The sequence below is a fragment of the Chryseobacterium sp. Chry.R1 genome, assembly GCF_039645525.1.
Classification (GTDB): domain Bacteria; phylum Bacteroidota; class Bacteroidia; order Flavobacteriales; family Weeksellaceae; genus Chryseobacterium; species Chryseobacterium proteolyticum.
Genome location: NZ_CP151793.1, coordinates 4,709,744 through 4,724,580, shown reverse-complemented (window position 1 = coordinate 4,724,580; position 14,837 = coordinate 4,709,744). Strand labels below are relative to the sequence as shown.

Annotated in this window: 14 protein-coding genes; 6 read left to right on the top strand and 8 right to left on the bottom strand. The window is 35.0% G+C overall.

All coding sequences use genetic code 11. From position 1 onward, the window contains the following. Positions 1 to 60 precede the first annotated feature (60 nt). Genes AAEU33_RS21020 through AAEU33_RS21005 form a run of 4 tightly spaced genes read left to right on the top strand, consistent with a single transcriptional unit; the run spans position 61 to position 3,846 of the window. On the top strand, positions 61 to 1,014 hold the full coding sequence (locus tag AAEU33_RS21020) for a GSCFA domain-containing protein (RefSeq protein ID WP_345990143.1): 954 nt from the start codon (positions 61 to 63) through the stop codon (positions 1,012 to 1,014). After that, on the top strand, positions 1,014 to 1,538 hold the full coding sequence (locus AAEU33_RS21015) for a DUF4269 domain-containing protein (RefSeq protein ID WP_345990142.1): 525 nt from the start codon (positions 1,014 to 1,016) through the stop codon (positions 1,536 to 1,538). Before AAEU33_RS21020 ends, AAEU33_RS21015 begins: the two co-directional genes overlap by 1 nt. 4 nt (positions 1,539 to 1,542) lie before the next feature. After that, positions 1,543 to 2,307, top strand: a complete 765-nt coding sequence (locus AAEU33_RS21010) for a TatD family hydrolase (protein ID WP_345990140.1) — start codon at positions 1,543 to 1,545, stop codon at positions 2,305 to 2,307. A 6-nt stretch (positions 2,308 to 2,313) separates the two neighbouring features. Beyond that, positions 2,314 to 3,846: a hypothetical protein gene (locus AAEU33_RS21005; protein WP_345990139.1), complete on the top strand. Its 1,533-nt coding sequence runs from the start codon at positions 2,314 to 2,316 to the stop codon at positions 3,844 to 3,846. Here AAEU33_RS21005 and AAEU33_RS21000 read toward each other — a convergent pair. The 5 genes from AAEU33_RS21000 to AAEU33_RS20980 form a co-directional block, all read right to left on the bottom strand. After that, positions 3,761 to 5,146 carry a DEAD/DEAH box helicase gene (locus AAEU33_RS21000; RefSeq protein WP_345990137.1) on the bottom strand — a complete coding sequence of 462 codons (1,386 nt, stop codon included), beginning with the start codon at positions 5,144 to 5,146 and terminating at the stop codon, positions 3,761 to 3,763. The genes AAEU33_RS21005 and AAEU33_RS21000 overlap by 86 nt on opposite strands. Before the next feature lie 265 nt (positions 5,147 to 5,411). After that, a complete protein-coding gene (locus AAEU33_RS20995) occupies positions 5,412 to 6,446 on the bottom strand; it encodes a DUF6438 domain-containing protein (RefSeq protein ID WP_345990136.1) in 1,035 nt (344 codons plus the stop codon). Continuing rightward, positions 6,439 to 7,422, bottom strand: coding sequence for a GTPase ObgE (obgE, locus tag AAEU33_RS20990; RefSeq protein ID WP_172276611.1), 984 nt, complete (start codon positions 7,420 to 7,422; stop codon positions 6,439 to 6,441). The genes AAEU33_RS20995 and obgE overlap by 8 nt, the downstream gene beginning before the upstream one ends. A gap of 78 nt (positions 7,423 to 7,500) precedes the next feature. Beyond that, entirely contained in the window at positions 7,501 to 8,082 is a 582-nt protein-coding gene (locus tag AAEU33_RS20985; protein ID WP_172276614.1) for an adenylate kinase, read from the bottom strand. Positions 8,083 to 8,127: 45 nt separating this feature from the next. Then, positions 8,128 to 8,682: a phosphoribosyltransferase family protein gene (locus tag AAEU33_RS20980; RefSeq protein WP_172276617.1), complete on the bottom strand. Its 555-nt coding sequence runs from the start codon at positions 8,680 to 8,682 to the stop codon at positions 8,128 to 8,130. Positions 8,683 to 8,879: 197 nt separating this feature from the next. On the opposite strand from AAEU33_RS20980, the gene AAEU33_RS20975 reads away from it, so the two are divergent. Beyond that, positions 8,880 to 10,469: an ABC-F family ATP-binding cassette domain-containing protein gene (locus tag AAEU33_RS20975; protein WP_345990133.1), complete on the top strand. Its 1,590-nt coding sequence runs from the start codon at positions 8,880 to 8,882 to the stop codon at positions 10,467 to 10,469. Positions 10,470 to 10,613: 144 nt separating this feature from the next. Here the strand turns inward: AAEU33_RS20975 and AAEU33_RS20970 are convergent, their stop codons facing one another. Beyond that, positions 10,614 to 11,204: a hypothetical protein gene (locus AAEU33_RS20970; protein ID WP_345990132.1), complete on the bottom strand. Its 591-nt coding sequence runs from the start codon at positions 11,202 to 11,204 to the stop codon at positions 10,614 to 10,616. A gap of 85 nt (positions 11,205 to 11,289) precedes the next feature. Then, complete coding sequence (locus tag AAEU33_RS20965) at positions 11,290 to 12,225, bottom strand: alpha/beta fold hydrolase (RefSeq protein ID WP_345990130.1); 936 nt, start codon at positions 12,223 to 12,225, stop codon at positions 11,290 to 11,292. A 206-nt stretch (positions 12,226 to 12,431) separates the two neighbouring features. On the opposite strand from AAEU33_RS20965, the gene AAEU33_RS20960 reads away from it, so the two are divergent. Next, positions 12,432 to 13,718: an adenylosuccinate synthase gene (locus tag AAEU33_RS20960; protein WP_172276629.1), complete on the top strand. Its 1,287-nt coding sequence runs from the start codon at positions 12,432 to 12,434 to the stop codon at positions 13,716 to 13,718. Positions 13,719 to 13,989: 271 nt separating this feature from the next. Here AAEU33_RS20960 and AAEU33_RS20955 read toward each other — a convergent pair whose 3' ends face one another. Beyond that, on the bottom strand, positions 13,990 to 14,814 hold the full coding sequence (locus AAEU33_RS20955; RefSeq protein ID WP_345990128.1) for an N-acetylmuramidase family protein: 825 nt from the start codon (positions 14,812 to 14,814) through the stop codon (positions 13,990 to 13,992). Positions 14,815 to 14,837: the final 23 nt, after the last annotated feature.

The window sequence follows — 14,837 nt, the reverse complement described above, 5'->3', positions numbered from 1 at the left end:
TTGGTAAGGAGTTGTTTAGGCTTCTTCTTCCACCTTTAGCTTTAGCCTCTTATATTTACAATGAAATTCAGAACCGAAGTTGACATCAAAGAATCTGCAAAAAAGATTGAAATTGAAGATAAAATATTTTCAATAGGTTCCTGTTTTGCCTCAGAGATGTCGGATCTGCTTCACCAGGGACAGCTTCAGACGGTCAATAATCCGTTTGGAACCCTGTTTAATCCGTTTTCGATCAATAACGCAATACAAAGGCTTCATGATTCACACTTTTATGAAGAAGAAGATTTAATCACGTTTAATGACGAATTTATTTCCCTTGACCATCATACGAAATTCGATACAAGGTATATTCATCAGACACTGGATAAGATCAATGGCCATTTAGAAGAAGGGAATCTCTTTTTGCAGGATACTAATTGGGTTATTATAACCTATGGAACCTCCTTTATTTATGAATTTCAGCCTAAAAACAAGCTGGTAGCCAATTGTCACAAAATTCCACAAAAATTCTTTAATAAAAGGTTGCTAACCCATCAGGAAATCACAGATTCTATTTATCAGACCATTTTTAGCCTGAAAGATATCTGTAAAGAAGATGTTCAGATTTTGTTTACGGTTTCTCCCGTAAGACATACCAAAGACGGTATGATGGAAAATCAGTTAAGCAAATCAAAATTGATATCTGCAGTACATGAAGCTATTTCAGGGATTGAGAACTGTCATTATTTACCCGTTTATGAAATATTGATGGATGATTTAAGGGATTATCGTTTTTATAAAGAAGATATGATTCATCCCAATTCTCAGGCTGTTCAGTATATCTTTGATAAATTTGGAGCTGCTTATTTTGCGGAAGACACAAAGGAGTTTATCAAAGAAAATTTTAAAATCCATAAAGCGCTGCAGCACAGGACAGCAGATGAACAAGATCCTAAATATGTTGATTTTAGAGAAAAATTAAAGCAAAGAATTGAAGCTCAACAGAAAAAGGTAAAACATAAGATATTCCAGTAATGATAACAGACTTTACAAAGATGGATTATTTGGAAAGCGGTAACCAGAGGCAGCAAAGGGCTCACGTATTGCTTACAAAATATCAGATTCTGGAAAAACTAAAAGATTTCTCACCCTTGCTTGCAGGAACTATTCCTATTGAAATTGATATTGACGGAAGCGATCTGGATATCATTTGTGAAGTTAAAGATGAAGATTTCTTTTTGGAAACGATCCGCCTTTCTCAACTTATTCCACCAGGAATTCATTCCAAAGTAGAAAAGATTAAGATAAAAGGGGAAAAATCTATTGTGATCAATTTTAATCTCGAAGAGTTTCCCATAGAGATTTTTGGTCAAGATAAACCGACGACGCAACAAAATGCTTATCGCCATATGATAGCAGAGTACACAATATTACAGGAGAAAGGAGAGGAATTTAAACAACAGATTATAGAGCTTAAGAAGAAAGGGATAAAAACGGAACCGGCTTTCGGTGTATTAATGAATTTAGAAAACCCTTATGAAGATCTATTAAAATTTTAAAATTATGATTGACACCCATACACATTTATACGCTGAAGAATTTGATGAAGATAGAAAAGAGGCTATTCAAAGGGCTTTAGATAAAGGAATTACGGAGTTTTATCTTCCTGCTATTGACTCTGAGTCTCATGAAAAAATGCTTCAATTGGAAGCTGAATATCCTGGACAGGTTTTTTCAATGATGGGGCTGCACCCTTGCTACGTAAAACCCGAATCCTGGGAAAAAGAACTGGCAATTGTTAAAGAGTATCTTGATAAAAGAGCATTTCCTGCCATCGGGGAAATAGGAATCGATCTCTATTGGGATCAATCAACTCTAGATATCCAGGTAAAGGCTTTTGAACAACAAATCGACTGGGCTATTGAGATGGATCTGCCTATTGTAATCCATACAAGGGAAAGTTTTGATGAAACTTTTGAAGTCTTGGAAAGAAAAAAGCATCCGAAATTGAGAGGAATATTTCATTGTTTTTCCGGTAACCTTGAACAAGCAAAACATGCTATCGATCTTAATTTTTTATTAGGAATTGGTGGAGTAGTGACCTTTAAAAACGGGAAAATAGATCAGTTCCTGCAAGAAATCCCATTAGAAAAGATTGTTCTGGAAACAGACTCTCCTTACCTGGCTCCGGTTCCTCACAGGGGTAAAAGAAATGAAAGTTCTTATCTTGATCTGGTGGTAGGAAAGCTGGTGAATATCTACAATAAAGATTTTTCTGAAATTGACAGAATCACAAGCCAGAATGCAAAACACATTTACAATTACTAGGCCTATATGAAGCTTTTAAAAGAAAATATCCATTATCTTCTTTTCCTTTCTGCTGTGTTTTTTCTATGGAATCCGGCGAAGTTTCCGGTTGATGATGGTTATTTTTATCCACAGATTGCCTATAATATGGTCAGAAATGGCTTTATGGGGTTTAATGATTTATACCTTACCAATGGCTTCCATCCTTTATGGATGGTATTCTGTGTTATTGCGGAAGCGATCAATTTTTTGGGTAAAAGTTTCTCAGTATACATTCTATGGTTTTTTCAGGTTATCTTTATCATTGCGGGATACAGATTTTTTGAAAAAACCTTATTCAAAGATTCAGTAAGTGGAAAAGTATTGAGCTTAGCATTGTATTGCTTAATTTTTTTCAGCCTTGGATCATTATATTTAACGGAAGCGCATCTCACCTTTTTCACCATTGCATGGCTGCTTTATTTTCTTTGTAAAAGATACACCAACGATTTTCTGTTCGGATTCATTTGTAGCCTCGTTTTTCTGGCAAGGCTGGATCATATTTTTATCATTATTCCTTTAGGCTTTCTTTATTGGAAACACCGGGACTGGAAAATTCAAAGCATTTCTAAAGTAATTTTAGGATTTTTACTTTTGGCAGGACCTTATTTATTTTCCAATCAGTATTTGTTCGGAGATATGGTTCCTGTCAGTGGCAGAATAAAAAGTTCCTTTCCTAAAGCTAATCTGGATGATCCTTTTGGTTTACTTCCTGATTTATTCTTATTTGTGGGTTCCGCATATTTGATATTTTTGATTTTTACTAAAAATATACACTACCGCTCTGTCAAAATTTTGTTTATTGGCGGAAGCTTTATTCATTTATTGTATAATGTATTTTTCCAGTCATATACAGGACAGTGGTATTTTGTATCACAATTTATTTTTTGTGGCTTTTTTATCAATGATATTGTTGAAAAATTTCAATTGAGAATAGTACCTGCGAGATCCAAGTTTATAATTTATTCTTTGGGTTCAACATTTTTCTTATGTACAATCGGGATTTTGAAGCTCAAGACCAACCTAAGCATATTTCATAATGTTTTTGATGACAAGTCAAAATTTGAAAAGAAAACAAAGGATCTGGTAAAGAATTTGGCAGAAGATCTGGTTAAAGTAGTTCCCCGAAAGTCTCGAATATATGTTTATGATTTTCCGGGTAAATTTGCTTTTTACTCCGATTTTAATTTTATACCGGCAGATGCTTTGGTAGCCAACTCTACTTTTTTTAATGAAATAAATACGCTCCGTTTTAAAGATTATCTCAAAAAAAATAAAATTAACTATATGCTCTTTCCCAGTCAACTGGAAAAAGGAAGGAACTCAATCACTTTTATGGGCATGGATGTTAAAAAGAAAAATAATCGTAATATGTTTTACTTTAGGAATACTTTAAGTAAGAAGATCATAGACAGTCTTGATGAAAATGAGTTAATTAAAGTGAAAACGTATTTAAATCCTGCAAAGACCTGGCAGGCGCAGTATGACTCGGTGACAATTTATAAGCTAAAAGAAAAATAAGGCGAATAAAAAAGCTTTCAGGAATAACCCTGAAAGCTTTTTTTAATTTTTTCCTAAAGAAACTTTTATTTTTTGGCTTTTTGAAACCAATATCTTTCTTCTGAGTAGGTTTAGGCTTTCCCTGTCCCGGATTCATAGGTTTATTATTTGAATCCCTTTTTTGTGCAACCAGGTTTTCGGTGTGGAACGGGTGATCTTTAACCACCGGAATTTTAAGTCCGATAAGTTTTTCCGTATTTCTAAGGTTCAGTAAATCCAGACCATCTACAAAAGATAAAGAAGTCCCTTCCGAACCCGCTCTTCCTGTTCTTCCGATTCTGTGAACATAGGTTTCGGAAACATCAGAAAGCTCGTAATTAATTACATATTTCAGCTCATCGATATCAATTCCTCTTGCTGCAATATCTGTAGCAACCAAAACTCTGGTCTTTCCGGATTTGAAGTTGTTTAGCGCATTTTGACGTGCATTTTGAGATTTATTTCCATGAATCGCTTCCGTTGAAATGCCATTTTTTTGTAATGTTCTTGCAATCTTATCAGCTCCGTGCTTGGTTCTTGAAAAAACCAAAACAGATTCAGAGATATGATTTTTAAGAATATGCGTAAGTAATCCCAATTTATCTTCTTTCTGAACAAAATAGACAGATTGTTTAATGGTTTCAGCTGTCGAAGAAACAGGCGTTACTTCTACCTGTACCGGATTGCTGAGGATGGAATTGGCAAGCTTTTGTATTTCAGGAGGCATAGTTGAAGAGAAAAATAAAGTTTGCCTTCTCTGTGGCAAAAGCTTAATAATTCTTTTAACGTCATGTACAAATCCCATATCCAGCATTCTGTCAGCTTCATCCAGAACAAATATCTCCAGGTTTTTAAGACTGATAATTCCTTGTGCAATGAAGTCAAGGAGTCTCCCCGGTGTTGCTACAAGAATGTCTACTCCTTTTCTTAAAGCTGCTTCTTGTGAGCCCTGTTTTACACCTCCGAAAATAACTAATTTTCTTAATGGAAGATTTCTTCCGTAAGCATTAAAGCTTTCTTCAATCTGAATAGCCAGTTCCCTTGTAGGCGTTAAAACCAAAGCTTTGATCTGATTAGTCTTTGGACGTTCTGAAAGGTTCTGGAGAATGGGAATAGCAAAAGCTGCAGTTTTACCGGTTCCGGTCTGCGCCGTTCCCAGTAGATCTTTTTTCTCTAAAATAGAGGGAATAGCCTTTTGCTGTATAGGAGTTGGTTTTTCATAACCTTCCTGTTGAAGCGCATCTAAAATGGGCTTGATGATTTTTAAATCTGTAAATAACAAAATATATTGCGTATTAAAATAATGCGGTCGAAGTAGTATACTTCATCATTTTTAGCGAATCTGCTAAAATTGATTAACAGAATTTTTAAGTAAAATTAATTACCGAAAGGGCTGAGAATGCCGCGAAATATGCTACAAAGGTAGTTAAAATATTTGAAGTTTATTATTTTACTTCCATACCTGCGCAATTAAGGTCTGTTATCGATATTTTTAATCTGTGAAATGTACAGAAATAGGATCAACGAGTATCAGATGATCAGGGGACTTAATGTTTTATCTTCTTCCATTCCTGATTGAATCTTAGGTCGAACAGGGTTTTATAAAGAGTTGTTAATCCATAACTTCCAACTAAACCATAATCTTTAATCTTTTTGATCTTCCCGTTGTCATAGGTAATTGTTAAAGTTGACAACTGATCATCGGTCCAACTTACGGAATAATCATCTTTAAGCTCCGGAAAATTAATATAACCAAGAATTGTTTCAATTTTTTGAAAGTCCGATGCTTTTATTTGGGTTGTAAATTTTCCTTCACCTTTTTCAAAAGTTTTACGGGATTTCCTTTCTATTTTTTCAAAGGAATCATTACGGTTGATGAAATTGTAAGTCTTGGCAATAAATTGAGAGGTGCCGTTTTTACTCAATTCAAGCGTAAACACCGGACAGGTTCCAAAACAGGGCTCTGTTTCAAAAAATATTTTTTCAATACTATACTTTTGAGGTTCCGGATTATACTCTACGAAATTATCAAATTTATAAGTCAGAATCTTATTGACGATTTTGTGGTAAAAATTGTATTTCTCAGAATTAAAATCTTCGGTAACTTCATCGTAGAAAACAGAGATATAATCTTTGCCATTTATGGTAGACAATTTCGGGATTACAAAATCAAAATGATTCAGAAGTAAACTCCTGGTCATATACTTATTGTCTATATCGAAAATAACCTTTACAACTGCGCTACAACTGCCTCTGGATGATTGACAGCTGTTGTCATCCCCGATAAATAATAAATCCGTTTTTCCATTATGATCAAAGTCTCCTTTATAAAAACTTTTGTCAACACCCAGACTATCAGCAGTCCTTTTTATAAGGGGTGACAAATTATCATCTTCAAAGCTCCTGATCGTTTTTAACCTAAACTCAGATAAAAAATCATCTTTTGATTGTGAACATGACCGTATAAAATTGACAGCCTCAATGTCTGTTTTGAGGCTGTCAATTTTTGATAAAGTCTTACTGCTTTGTGAAAAACAAAATTGGTAAAATAAAACTAATATGAAGAACAGTGTTCTATCCATGTAGTTTTTTCCAGATAACATCCTTAAGTTCCGTAAGTCCTTCACCGGTTACACCCGAGAAGAATAGCGGCTGCCTGTTTTCAGGGAATTCTGCTGAAATTTCTTTTTTCAGTTCATCGTCCAGAAGGTCGGCTTTTGAAATGGAAATAATAAAGTCTTTATCCAATAATTCCGGATTGTATTCTTTAAGCTCATTTTCAAGAATTTTAAACTCCTGGAAATGATCTTCGGAATCTGCCGGAATAAGGAATAACAAGATTGAATTTCTCTCAATATGTCTTAGGAATCTATGGCCAAGGCCTTTTCCTTCAGCGGCTCCTTCTATAATCCCCGGGATATCAGCCATTACAAATGATTTGTAATTTCTGTAGTCTACGATTCCCAGGTTAGGCGTCAATGTTGTAAATGCGTAATTAGCAATTTTAGGTTTTGCCGCGGATACGGAAGCCAACAATGTTGATTTTCCGGCATTCGGGAAACCTACAAGCCCTACGTCAGCTAAAATTTTAAGCTCAAAAACCACGTAACCTTCCTGTCCCTCCATTCCCGGCTGTGCGTAACGTGGGGTCTGGTTTGTTGAAGATTTAAAGTGCTCGTTACCAAGTCCTCCTTTTCCTCCTTCCATCAGGATGATTTCCTGACCATCTTCTAAAATTTCCCCGATGATTTCACCCTCTTCATTTTTGGCAATGGTTCCGATAGGTACCTCTATATAAACATCGGCACCATAAGCTCCTGTTAACTGATTTTTTCCTCCGTTTTCTCCACGCTCCGCTTTCACGTGACGGGTATAACGAAGTGGTAGTAAAGTCCATTCCTGAGCATTCCCCTTCATAATAACGTGGCCTCCACGACCTCCGTCTCCACCATCAGGGCCACCTTTGGGAATGTATTTTTCACGGCGAAGATGCGCAGAACCTGCACCTCCATGACCGCTTTTACAATGAATCTTTACGTAATCTACAAAATTTGACATAATTTTAATTCAAGGTTTAATGTGTAAGGTCCAAAGTTTAAACCTTGAATATTTAACTTTGAACCTTGAATCAAAAATTTATTTTTGAATTTTTTCTACTTCAGCAAACAATTTCTCAGAAATCTCATTGATCTCACCAACTCCGTTTACCTCTACATATTTTCCTTGTTGCTTATATAATTCAGCTACTTCAGCTGTTTTCGCATAATATTCTTTAATCCTGTTCTGGATGATTTCTTCGTTGCTGTCATCAGATCTTCCACTGGTTTCTCCTCTTTTCAGCAATCTTTCAACCAAAATTTTATCTTCAACGATTAATGAAAGACAAACATCAATCTCGTCATTCAGTTCCTCTTTAACGATTTTTTCCAAGGCCGCTGTCTGTACTGCTGTTCTTGGATATCCATCGAAAATAAACCCTGCCGCATCGGTTGGTTTTCTCAATTCGTCCACCAACATGTCGATTGTCACCTGGTCCGGAACCAATTCTCCCTTATCGATGTAAGATTTAGCTAATTTCCCAAGTTCCGTGTCATTCTTCATATTGAATCTGAATAGATCACCTGTAGAGATTTGCTTTAAGTTAAATTTTTCGATGAGATTCTGAGCTTGTGTTCCTTTTCCACTTCCTGGAGGCCCGAACAGAACAATGTTTATCATTTTTATTTAATTAGATATTTTAAGTTTAAATTTCAGGTTTTGAAATTAATGGTTGATTTTACCTTCTTCTAACTGATATAAATCCGAAAGATTTCTTCCCAATTCATCGTAATCTAATCCGTAACCCAGAACAAATTTATTTGGAATTTCCTTTCCAATATAATCCAGTTTAAAATCCTTCTTGTAAACCTCAGGTTTTAGTAAGAAAGAAGCCAGTTTTACAGATTTTGGTCGTTGTGTTTCTTTGAAATATTTGAAAAGGCTTTCAACAGTATTTCCTGTATCTACGATATCTTCAACCAGAATAATATGACGGTCCTTAACATCTTTCGTCAGCTCCATCTTCTGGTAAACAATCCCTGTAGATTCCGTTCCTACATAAGAACTCATCTGGATAAAAGCAATCTCACAGTTTCCCGGATAATGCTTTAAAAGATCTGAGAAGAACATGATAACTCCGTTCAAAACTCCTATGAAGACAGGAACTTCATCTTTGTAATCCTCATAAATTTTCAGCGCTGTCGCTTTTACTATTTCCTGAATTTCCGCGTCCTTTAGATAAGGAACAAAAGTTTTGTCGTGAACTTTAATGCTTTCCATAAAAAAATTTAGTAGTTGGCAAAGTTACGGATTTTTGATTTTTGATTAAAATGTTTTTATGTTTAATCTATTATTTGCATTATATTTGCATACACAAAACCTAAAAATACGCTCATGTAGGATATAATTTCTTTCAGATTTGATCAGATGATAATCCCCTTGGATTATTGATGTTTAACTTTAATTAGAAAGAAATCATGATTTTTCTACAAAATATATCCTATAGGTTTCCCAACAGAGACCTGCTTTTTAATCATATCAATGTAACGATCCCAACATCTTCAAAAACGGCTTTGGTTGGAAGTAACGGCATGGGAAAATCTACCCTGCTTAAAATTATAGCAAATGAAATCCAACCTTTGGAAGGGAACTTACATGTCGGCGGAAATTTATATTACGTTCCTCAAATGTTTGGGAATTTCAATCATCTCACTATTGCTGAAAGCCTGAGGATTGACAAAAAATTAAATGCTTTACAGAAGATTACCGCCGGTGAAGTAGATGACATTTATTTTGATATTCTCAACGATGATTGGGATATTGAAGATCGTTGCCAAACGGCATTACAATACTGGCACCTTGAAAACCTGGACTTACATCAAAAGATAGAGAGCCTGAGCGGAGGACAGAAGACAAAAGTCTTTCTTGCAGGTTTACAGATCCATCAACCTGATATCATATTGCTGGATGAACCGAGTAACCATCTCGATCTTGAAGGACGGAGTCTTTTATATGACTATATCGCGAAAACAAGTGCTACAATAGTTATTGTGAGTCACGACAGAACTTTATTAAATCTGGTTGATACGATTTACGAATTGAGCAATCAAGGCATTTCAACCTATGGTGGAAATTTTGATTTTTATGTTGAACAAAAGGAAATAGAGGAGGAGGCATTGCATCATGACATTCATGCCAAGGAGCGGGCTTTGAAAAAGGCAAAGGAAAAAGAAAGGGAGACGTTGGAAAGGAAACAAAAATTAGATGCCCGGGGAAAGAAAAAGCAGGAAAAATCAGGAGTGGCAAGAATTATGATGAATACCCTTCGGAATAATGCTGAAAAGAATACCTCCAAACTCAAGAATATTCATGCCGAAAAGATTAGTGATCTTTCCGCAGGACTTAGAGGATTGCGTTCATCTGTGAAAAATACAGAACAAATGAAAGTAAATTTCAACGATTCTGATCTTCACACAGGGAGAATTCTTATGACAGCGGATGATATTAATTTCAGATACCATGAAAAACTCTTATGGGCTAAAAATCTGGATCTTGAAATCAGAAGTGGGGATAGTATTTGTGTGAAAGGACCGAACGGCTCCGGAAAAACGACTTTAATTAAACTTTTAATTGGTGATTTGGATGCTTCCATTGGAACTATTTCAAGAACTGATTTTAATAGTATTTATATTGATCAGGAATATTCATTAATTGCTCAGGAAGCAACCATTTATGAATTTGCCCAAAGGTTTAATGATAATGCGTTACAGGAGTCCGAAGTAAAAACCATATTGTCCAGATTTTTATTTGGAAAAGAAACATGGGATAAAAAAGGAGAAATGTTAAGTGGAGGAGAGCGCCTTAGACTTTTATTGTGTGGGCTTTCCATCAGTAATAAGGCTCCCGATATCATTGTTCTCGATGAGCCCACAAATAATCTGGATTTGCAAAATGTAGAGATTCTTACAAATTCCATTAAAGATTATAAGGGGACGTTATTAGTGATTTCTCATGATGAAATCTTCCTGGATGAGATTGGTATAGAAAGTGAAATTGTGCTGGATTAATGCAGCGATAAGTATTTTAAGAATGATACTTTTTAAGTTGCGGGGATTTTAGGTTGATAATATTTTGGAATAATCCTTCCGAAGGAATCTAACTGTTAAATGTGAATAATGGCTTTGGAATCCTTCGGAATGGTAATTTAGCACCTATTTTATTTCAATGTTCGGTAATTGATAATTTCCAACGACTTCTATTAATTTGGAAGAGTTATTTTTCAAGTTATTGAAGAAATTTTCTATGTTTTCTTTATATCCCCTTTCACTAACGCCGAAAAGTAGGACTCCTTTACTTTTATTGTTTGAAATAAGTTTATAACGGTAAACATTTCTTTCTGCGATGAGTATTTCTTTCCCATCTTTCGAATTCTCAGTAATGAGAAAATCTAAGATATATTCTTCGCCGTTTTCATAGATTTTGTAATTGACGACCGGATTGGATTTTTTCAGGTTCTCAAGTTCTGTTACTTTTCGATTAATTACATCTTCAATTTTAAGAGTTCCCTGAATATAATCGATCATAACTAATGTGCCGTATTTTTCGATTTTCTCGTTTGGGCTTAGGTATTCTTGTTTGTAGTAATTCTCATTAGGATGAGAGCTCCAGATTAGATTATAGAATGTATTATCAATTTTAATAGGTCCGGGAATATTCAGATACTCATTAATTTTATTTTGTGCGTCTAAAGAAAGAGAAGAGTATAGAAACAGGATAATAAGAAGGAGTGATTTTTTAGGCATGTTTGTTTTTAATTTTGTGTTGGTATTGATGATCAAATATACAATAATCAAAATGCCTAAAATGAAAGAGTTATAAGAATATTTGTTACAAAAGTTTCTCAATCCACTTGTAAATATCATCCAGAACCTCTTTCCGGATTTCCTCATTCATAATTTCATGCCTCATTTCAGGATAGATACTGTAATCCACCTTAATGAATCCATCCTGTTTTAAATTATTTACTGTTTGCATAACTCCTTTTCCAAAATTCCCGATAGGATCGTTTTTTCCACTAACAAATAAAAAAGGGAAGGATTTGGAAATGGGATTTGCCCAGTTTCTTTTAGTTGCTTTTTTATACAGTTTGAATAATGCATAAAAAGCATTGTTGGTAAAAGGAATTCCAGAAAGTTCATCCTGGGTAAAAGCATCTCTATTGGCTTCATTGAGGCTTAGCCAGCTTGTGTCGCCAAAATTTTTATCTTTTCTGAAATGGTTGTTGTTTACGAAATTAAAAAGTGAATTGAAAAATGTTTTTTGTTTGGGTGCTATTTTATTGGCGATTGAAAAATAGGTATTCAAAAGACTGATACCCGCTAAAGTACCTCCGGTGCCAACGATGACAGCTCCTGTAAGCCGGTTGCTAATTCTTTGAAGAAGACACCGTGTAACAAAAGAACCCATCGAATGACCGAGGACAAAATGGGGGACATCAGGATATTGATCGCTCAAGTGATCACTCATCATTTCCGCATCATCGATCAATTTTTTATCCGGTCGGTTCAATTGAAAAAATCCGATATCTTTTTTTTCTTTCACTGATTTTCCATGTCCCAGATGATCGTAAGTGATTACAGCTAATCCGTGACCGGCAAAATATTCTGCTATTTCTTTATACCTTCCGCTATGTTCCTGCATTCCATGGATAATTAAAAGACTTGCCTTTATCTCATTCGTCTCGGGGGTAAATACATTGTAAAAAAGTTTAGGCTGATCACTGGTATTTTTAGACAAGTATCCTGTTTGATGTAATGTTCTCATATCATAAACTATCTTTATTATTCTCAAACGCTACTCAAATATACACATAAATAAAAGATTTTTGGTTTGATGATAGATCAATGATGTCGTAAAAAATGCCTGTAATTCTATGATTTTAAACTAGAATGAAAATAAATTTTCCACATAATTTGCCCACCCTATTTTTTCAGAGTAATTTTGCATGAATCTAAAAACAATAGTAAAATATGTCAACTTACGTAGTTGTAGGTCTTCAGTACGGAGATGAAGGTAAAGGGAAAATCACGGATGTTTTATCCGCTAAATCGGATTATGTAGTACGTTTCCAGGGTGGAGACAATGCAGGTCATACGGTTTATGTGGGTGATGAAAAATTTGTTTTACACCTTCTTCCTTCAGGAGTTTTGCAGTGCAAAGGAAAATGCATCATTGCCAATGGAGTAGTGGTGAATCCTAAATCTTTCATCAAAGAAGTTAGCCAGATTGAGAGCAAAGGTTTAAGAACCGACCACATCTTTATCAGCAGAAGAGCGCATGTGATCATGCCTTACCACATTCTTTTGGATACTTACCGTGAAGAAGAGCATGGAGGAACTCAGATCGGGACCACTAAAAAAGGAATCGGACCTTGTTACGAAGATAAAATTGCAAGAGTTGGAATCAGAATGATAGATCTTCTGAATCCTGAGATTTTAAGAGAGAAAATAGAGAAAAACCTTAAAATTAAAAATTCTCTTTTTGAAAAATACTACGGAAAACCGACTTTAGACGTAGAAGAAATTTACAACGAATTTTTAGAGATAGGAAAACAGCTTCAGGACAGAATTGTAGATACAGAAGTTGAATTGAATGAAGCGATCAGAGATGGTAAAAACGTTCTTTTTGAAGGGGCTCAGGCATTGATGTTGGATATTGATTTCGGAACGTATCCATACGTTACTTCATCTTCTCCATCTACAGGAGGAGTTTGTACGGGAGCCGGTGTTCCGCCAACTTCACTTCAGAACCTTATTGGAGTTGCCAAAGCATACTGCACAAGGGTTGGGAACGGACCTTTCCCATCTGAATTGGATAACGAATTAGGAGAAAAAATCAGACAGATCGGTGGTGAATTCGGAGCGACTACCGGAAGACCAAGAAGAACCGGATGGTTAGATCTTGTTTCGTTGAAACATGCTTGTATGATCAATGGTATCAATAACCTTGTAATTACTAAACTTGACGTTCTTACAGGAATTGAAAACCTAAAAATTGTAACTCAGTATAAAACAGAAGATGGTAAAGTAATCGATTACTTCACTTCTTCTACAGAAAAATTATACAATTATGAGCCTATCTACCAGGATTTACCAGGATGGAGTGAAGATCTTACGAAGGTAAGAAGCTATGATGAACTTCCTGATAACGCTCAGAAATATATCGAATTTATCGAGCAGTATTTAGGAATCAATGTGTATTTGGTTTCTGTTGGACCGGAAAGAAGTCAGAACATTATCAGAAAAGAATTATTCTAATATTATAGAATATCATTTATAAAAAAAAGAGACTGTCAGATGTGATGGTCTCTTTTTTTGATCCATAAGGTTTATTCTTCTCACTGTGAGGATTATTTGTGGTAAAATAATTAATCATTTCATGTATTGTTGTTACATTTTGAATGTTAACTTAAATTATATATGAAAAAAACTCCCACAGATTTCATCGATTAATCCGAATTTTTTTCTGTGAGAGTTTCAATTGCAGAACAAAGGGAACTTTTGAAATCAGTGTACTGCTTTTAACCATCTAATTCAAATATTTTGCATAAGCCTTAGCAAGCTTTTCATCGTATTTATTCTGCTTATAACCCGTACCATTATAGCCTTTTGCAAAATTGCCCCAGTTTTTATTTCTCAAATGAACCAAAAGTCCATTCTTTTCTAAAAACTTTCCAAAAGCTTTCAGGTGTTCTCCTTCATTGATCTCCATTTTGGACACAAAATCATTAACATCGGTATAACCTAAATTTTTAGCATGGAATCCCATGATCTGAAAGCTTCCCCAGGATGCTGAAGATAATGCGGCGTCTTTAAATTTAACATCAGTCCCTAAACTTATAGCCTCATTTAATCGGTCATATTCTCTAACCCCGCCCAGGTAATAGGTTCTGGTCCATTTAGGATAAAGAATGTCTTTACTTGACTCGTTGTAATAAGAGTTTGGATTAATTCCTCGCTTTTCGAGTTCATTCCAGAAAATATGCCCTTCAAAAAGAATTTTAGGTTTATTGTTGATTAAAAAACCTTTTCCACTGCTTTCAATTTCATTAACGGCTTTTACAGCTGCTAATTCAAGATCGTACTGGTCAGCAAACGAGATAAGGTCACTTTCTTTAAGGAATTTATCCGTTGAGATAATCGGATTAGAATTTTTCTGCAGTAATACTGCCCATGTTTTTATTCCGACAATTCCGTCTATTACTAAAGCATTTTTGCTTTGGAAATCTTTAACTGCCGCATCTACTTCCAGGCTGAAAGAATCTGAAATTTTAATAGGATATCCCAGCTTATAAAGAAGTTCACATAATGTGAGAACTTCAGGCGCTTTCGTATTGTATTTTAAGAGTTTCATGGTGTTTTTTTGTTTATTAAAAG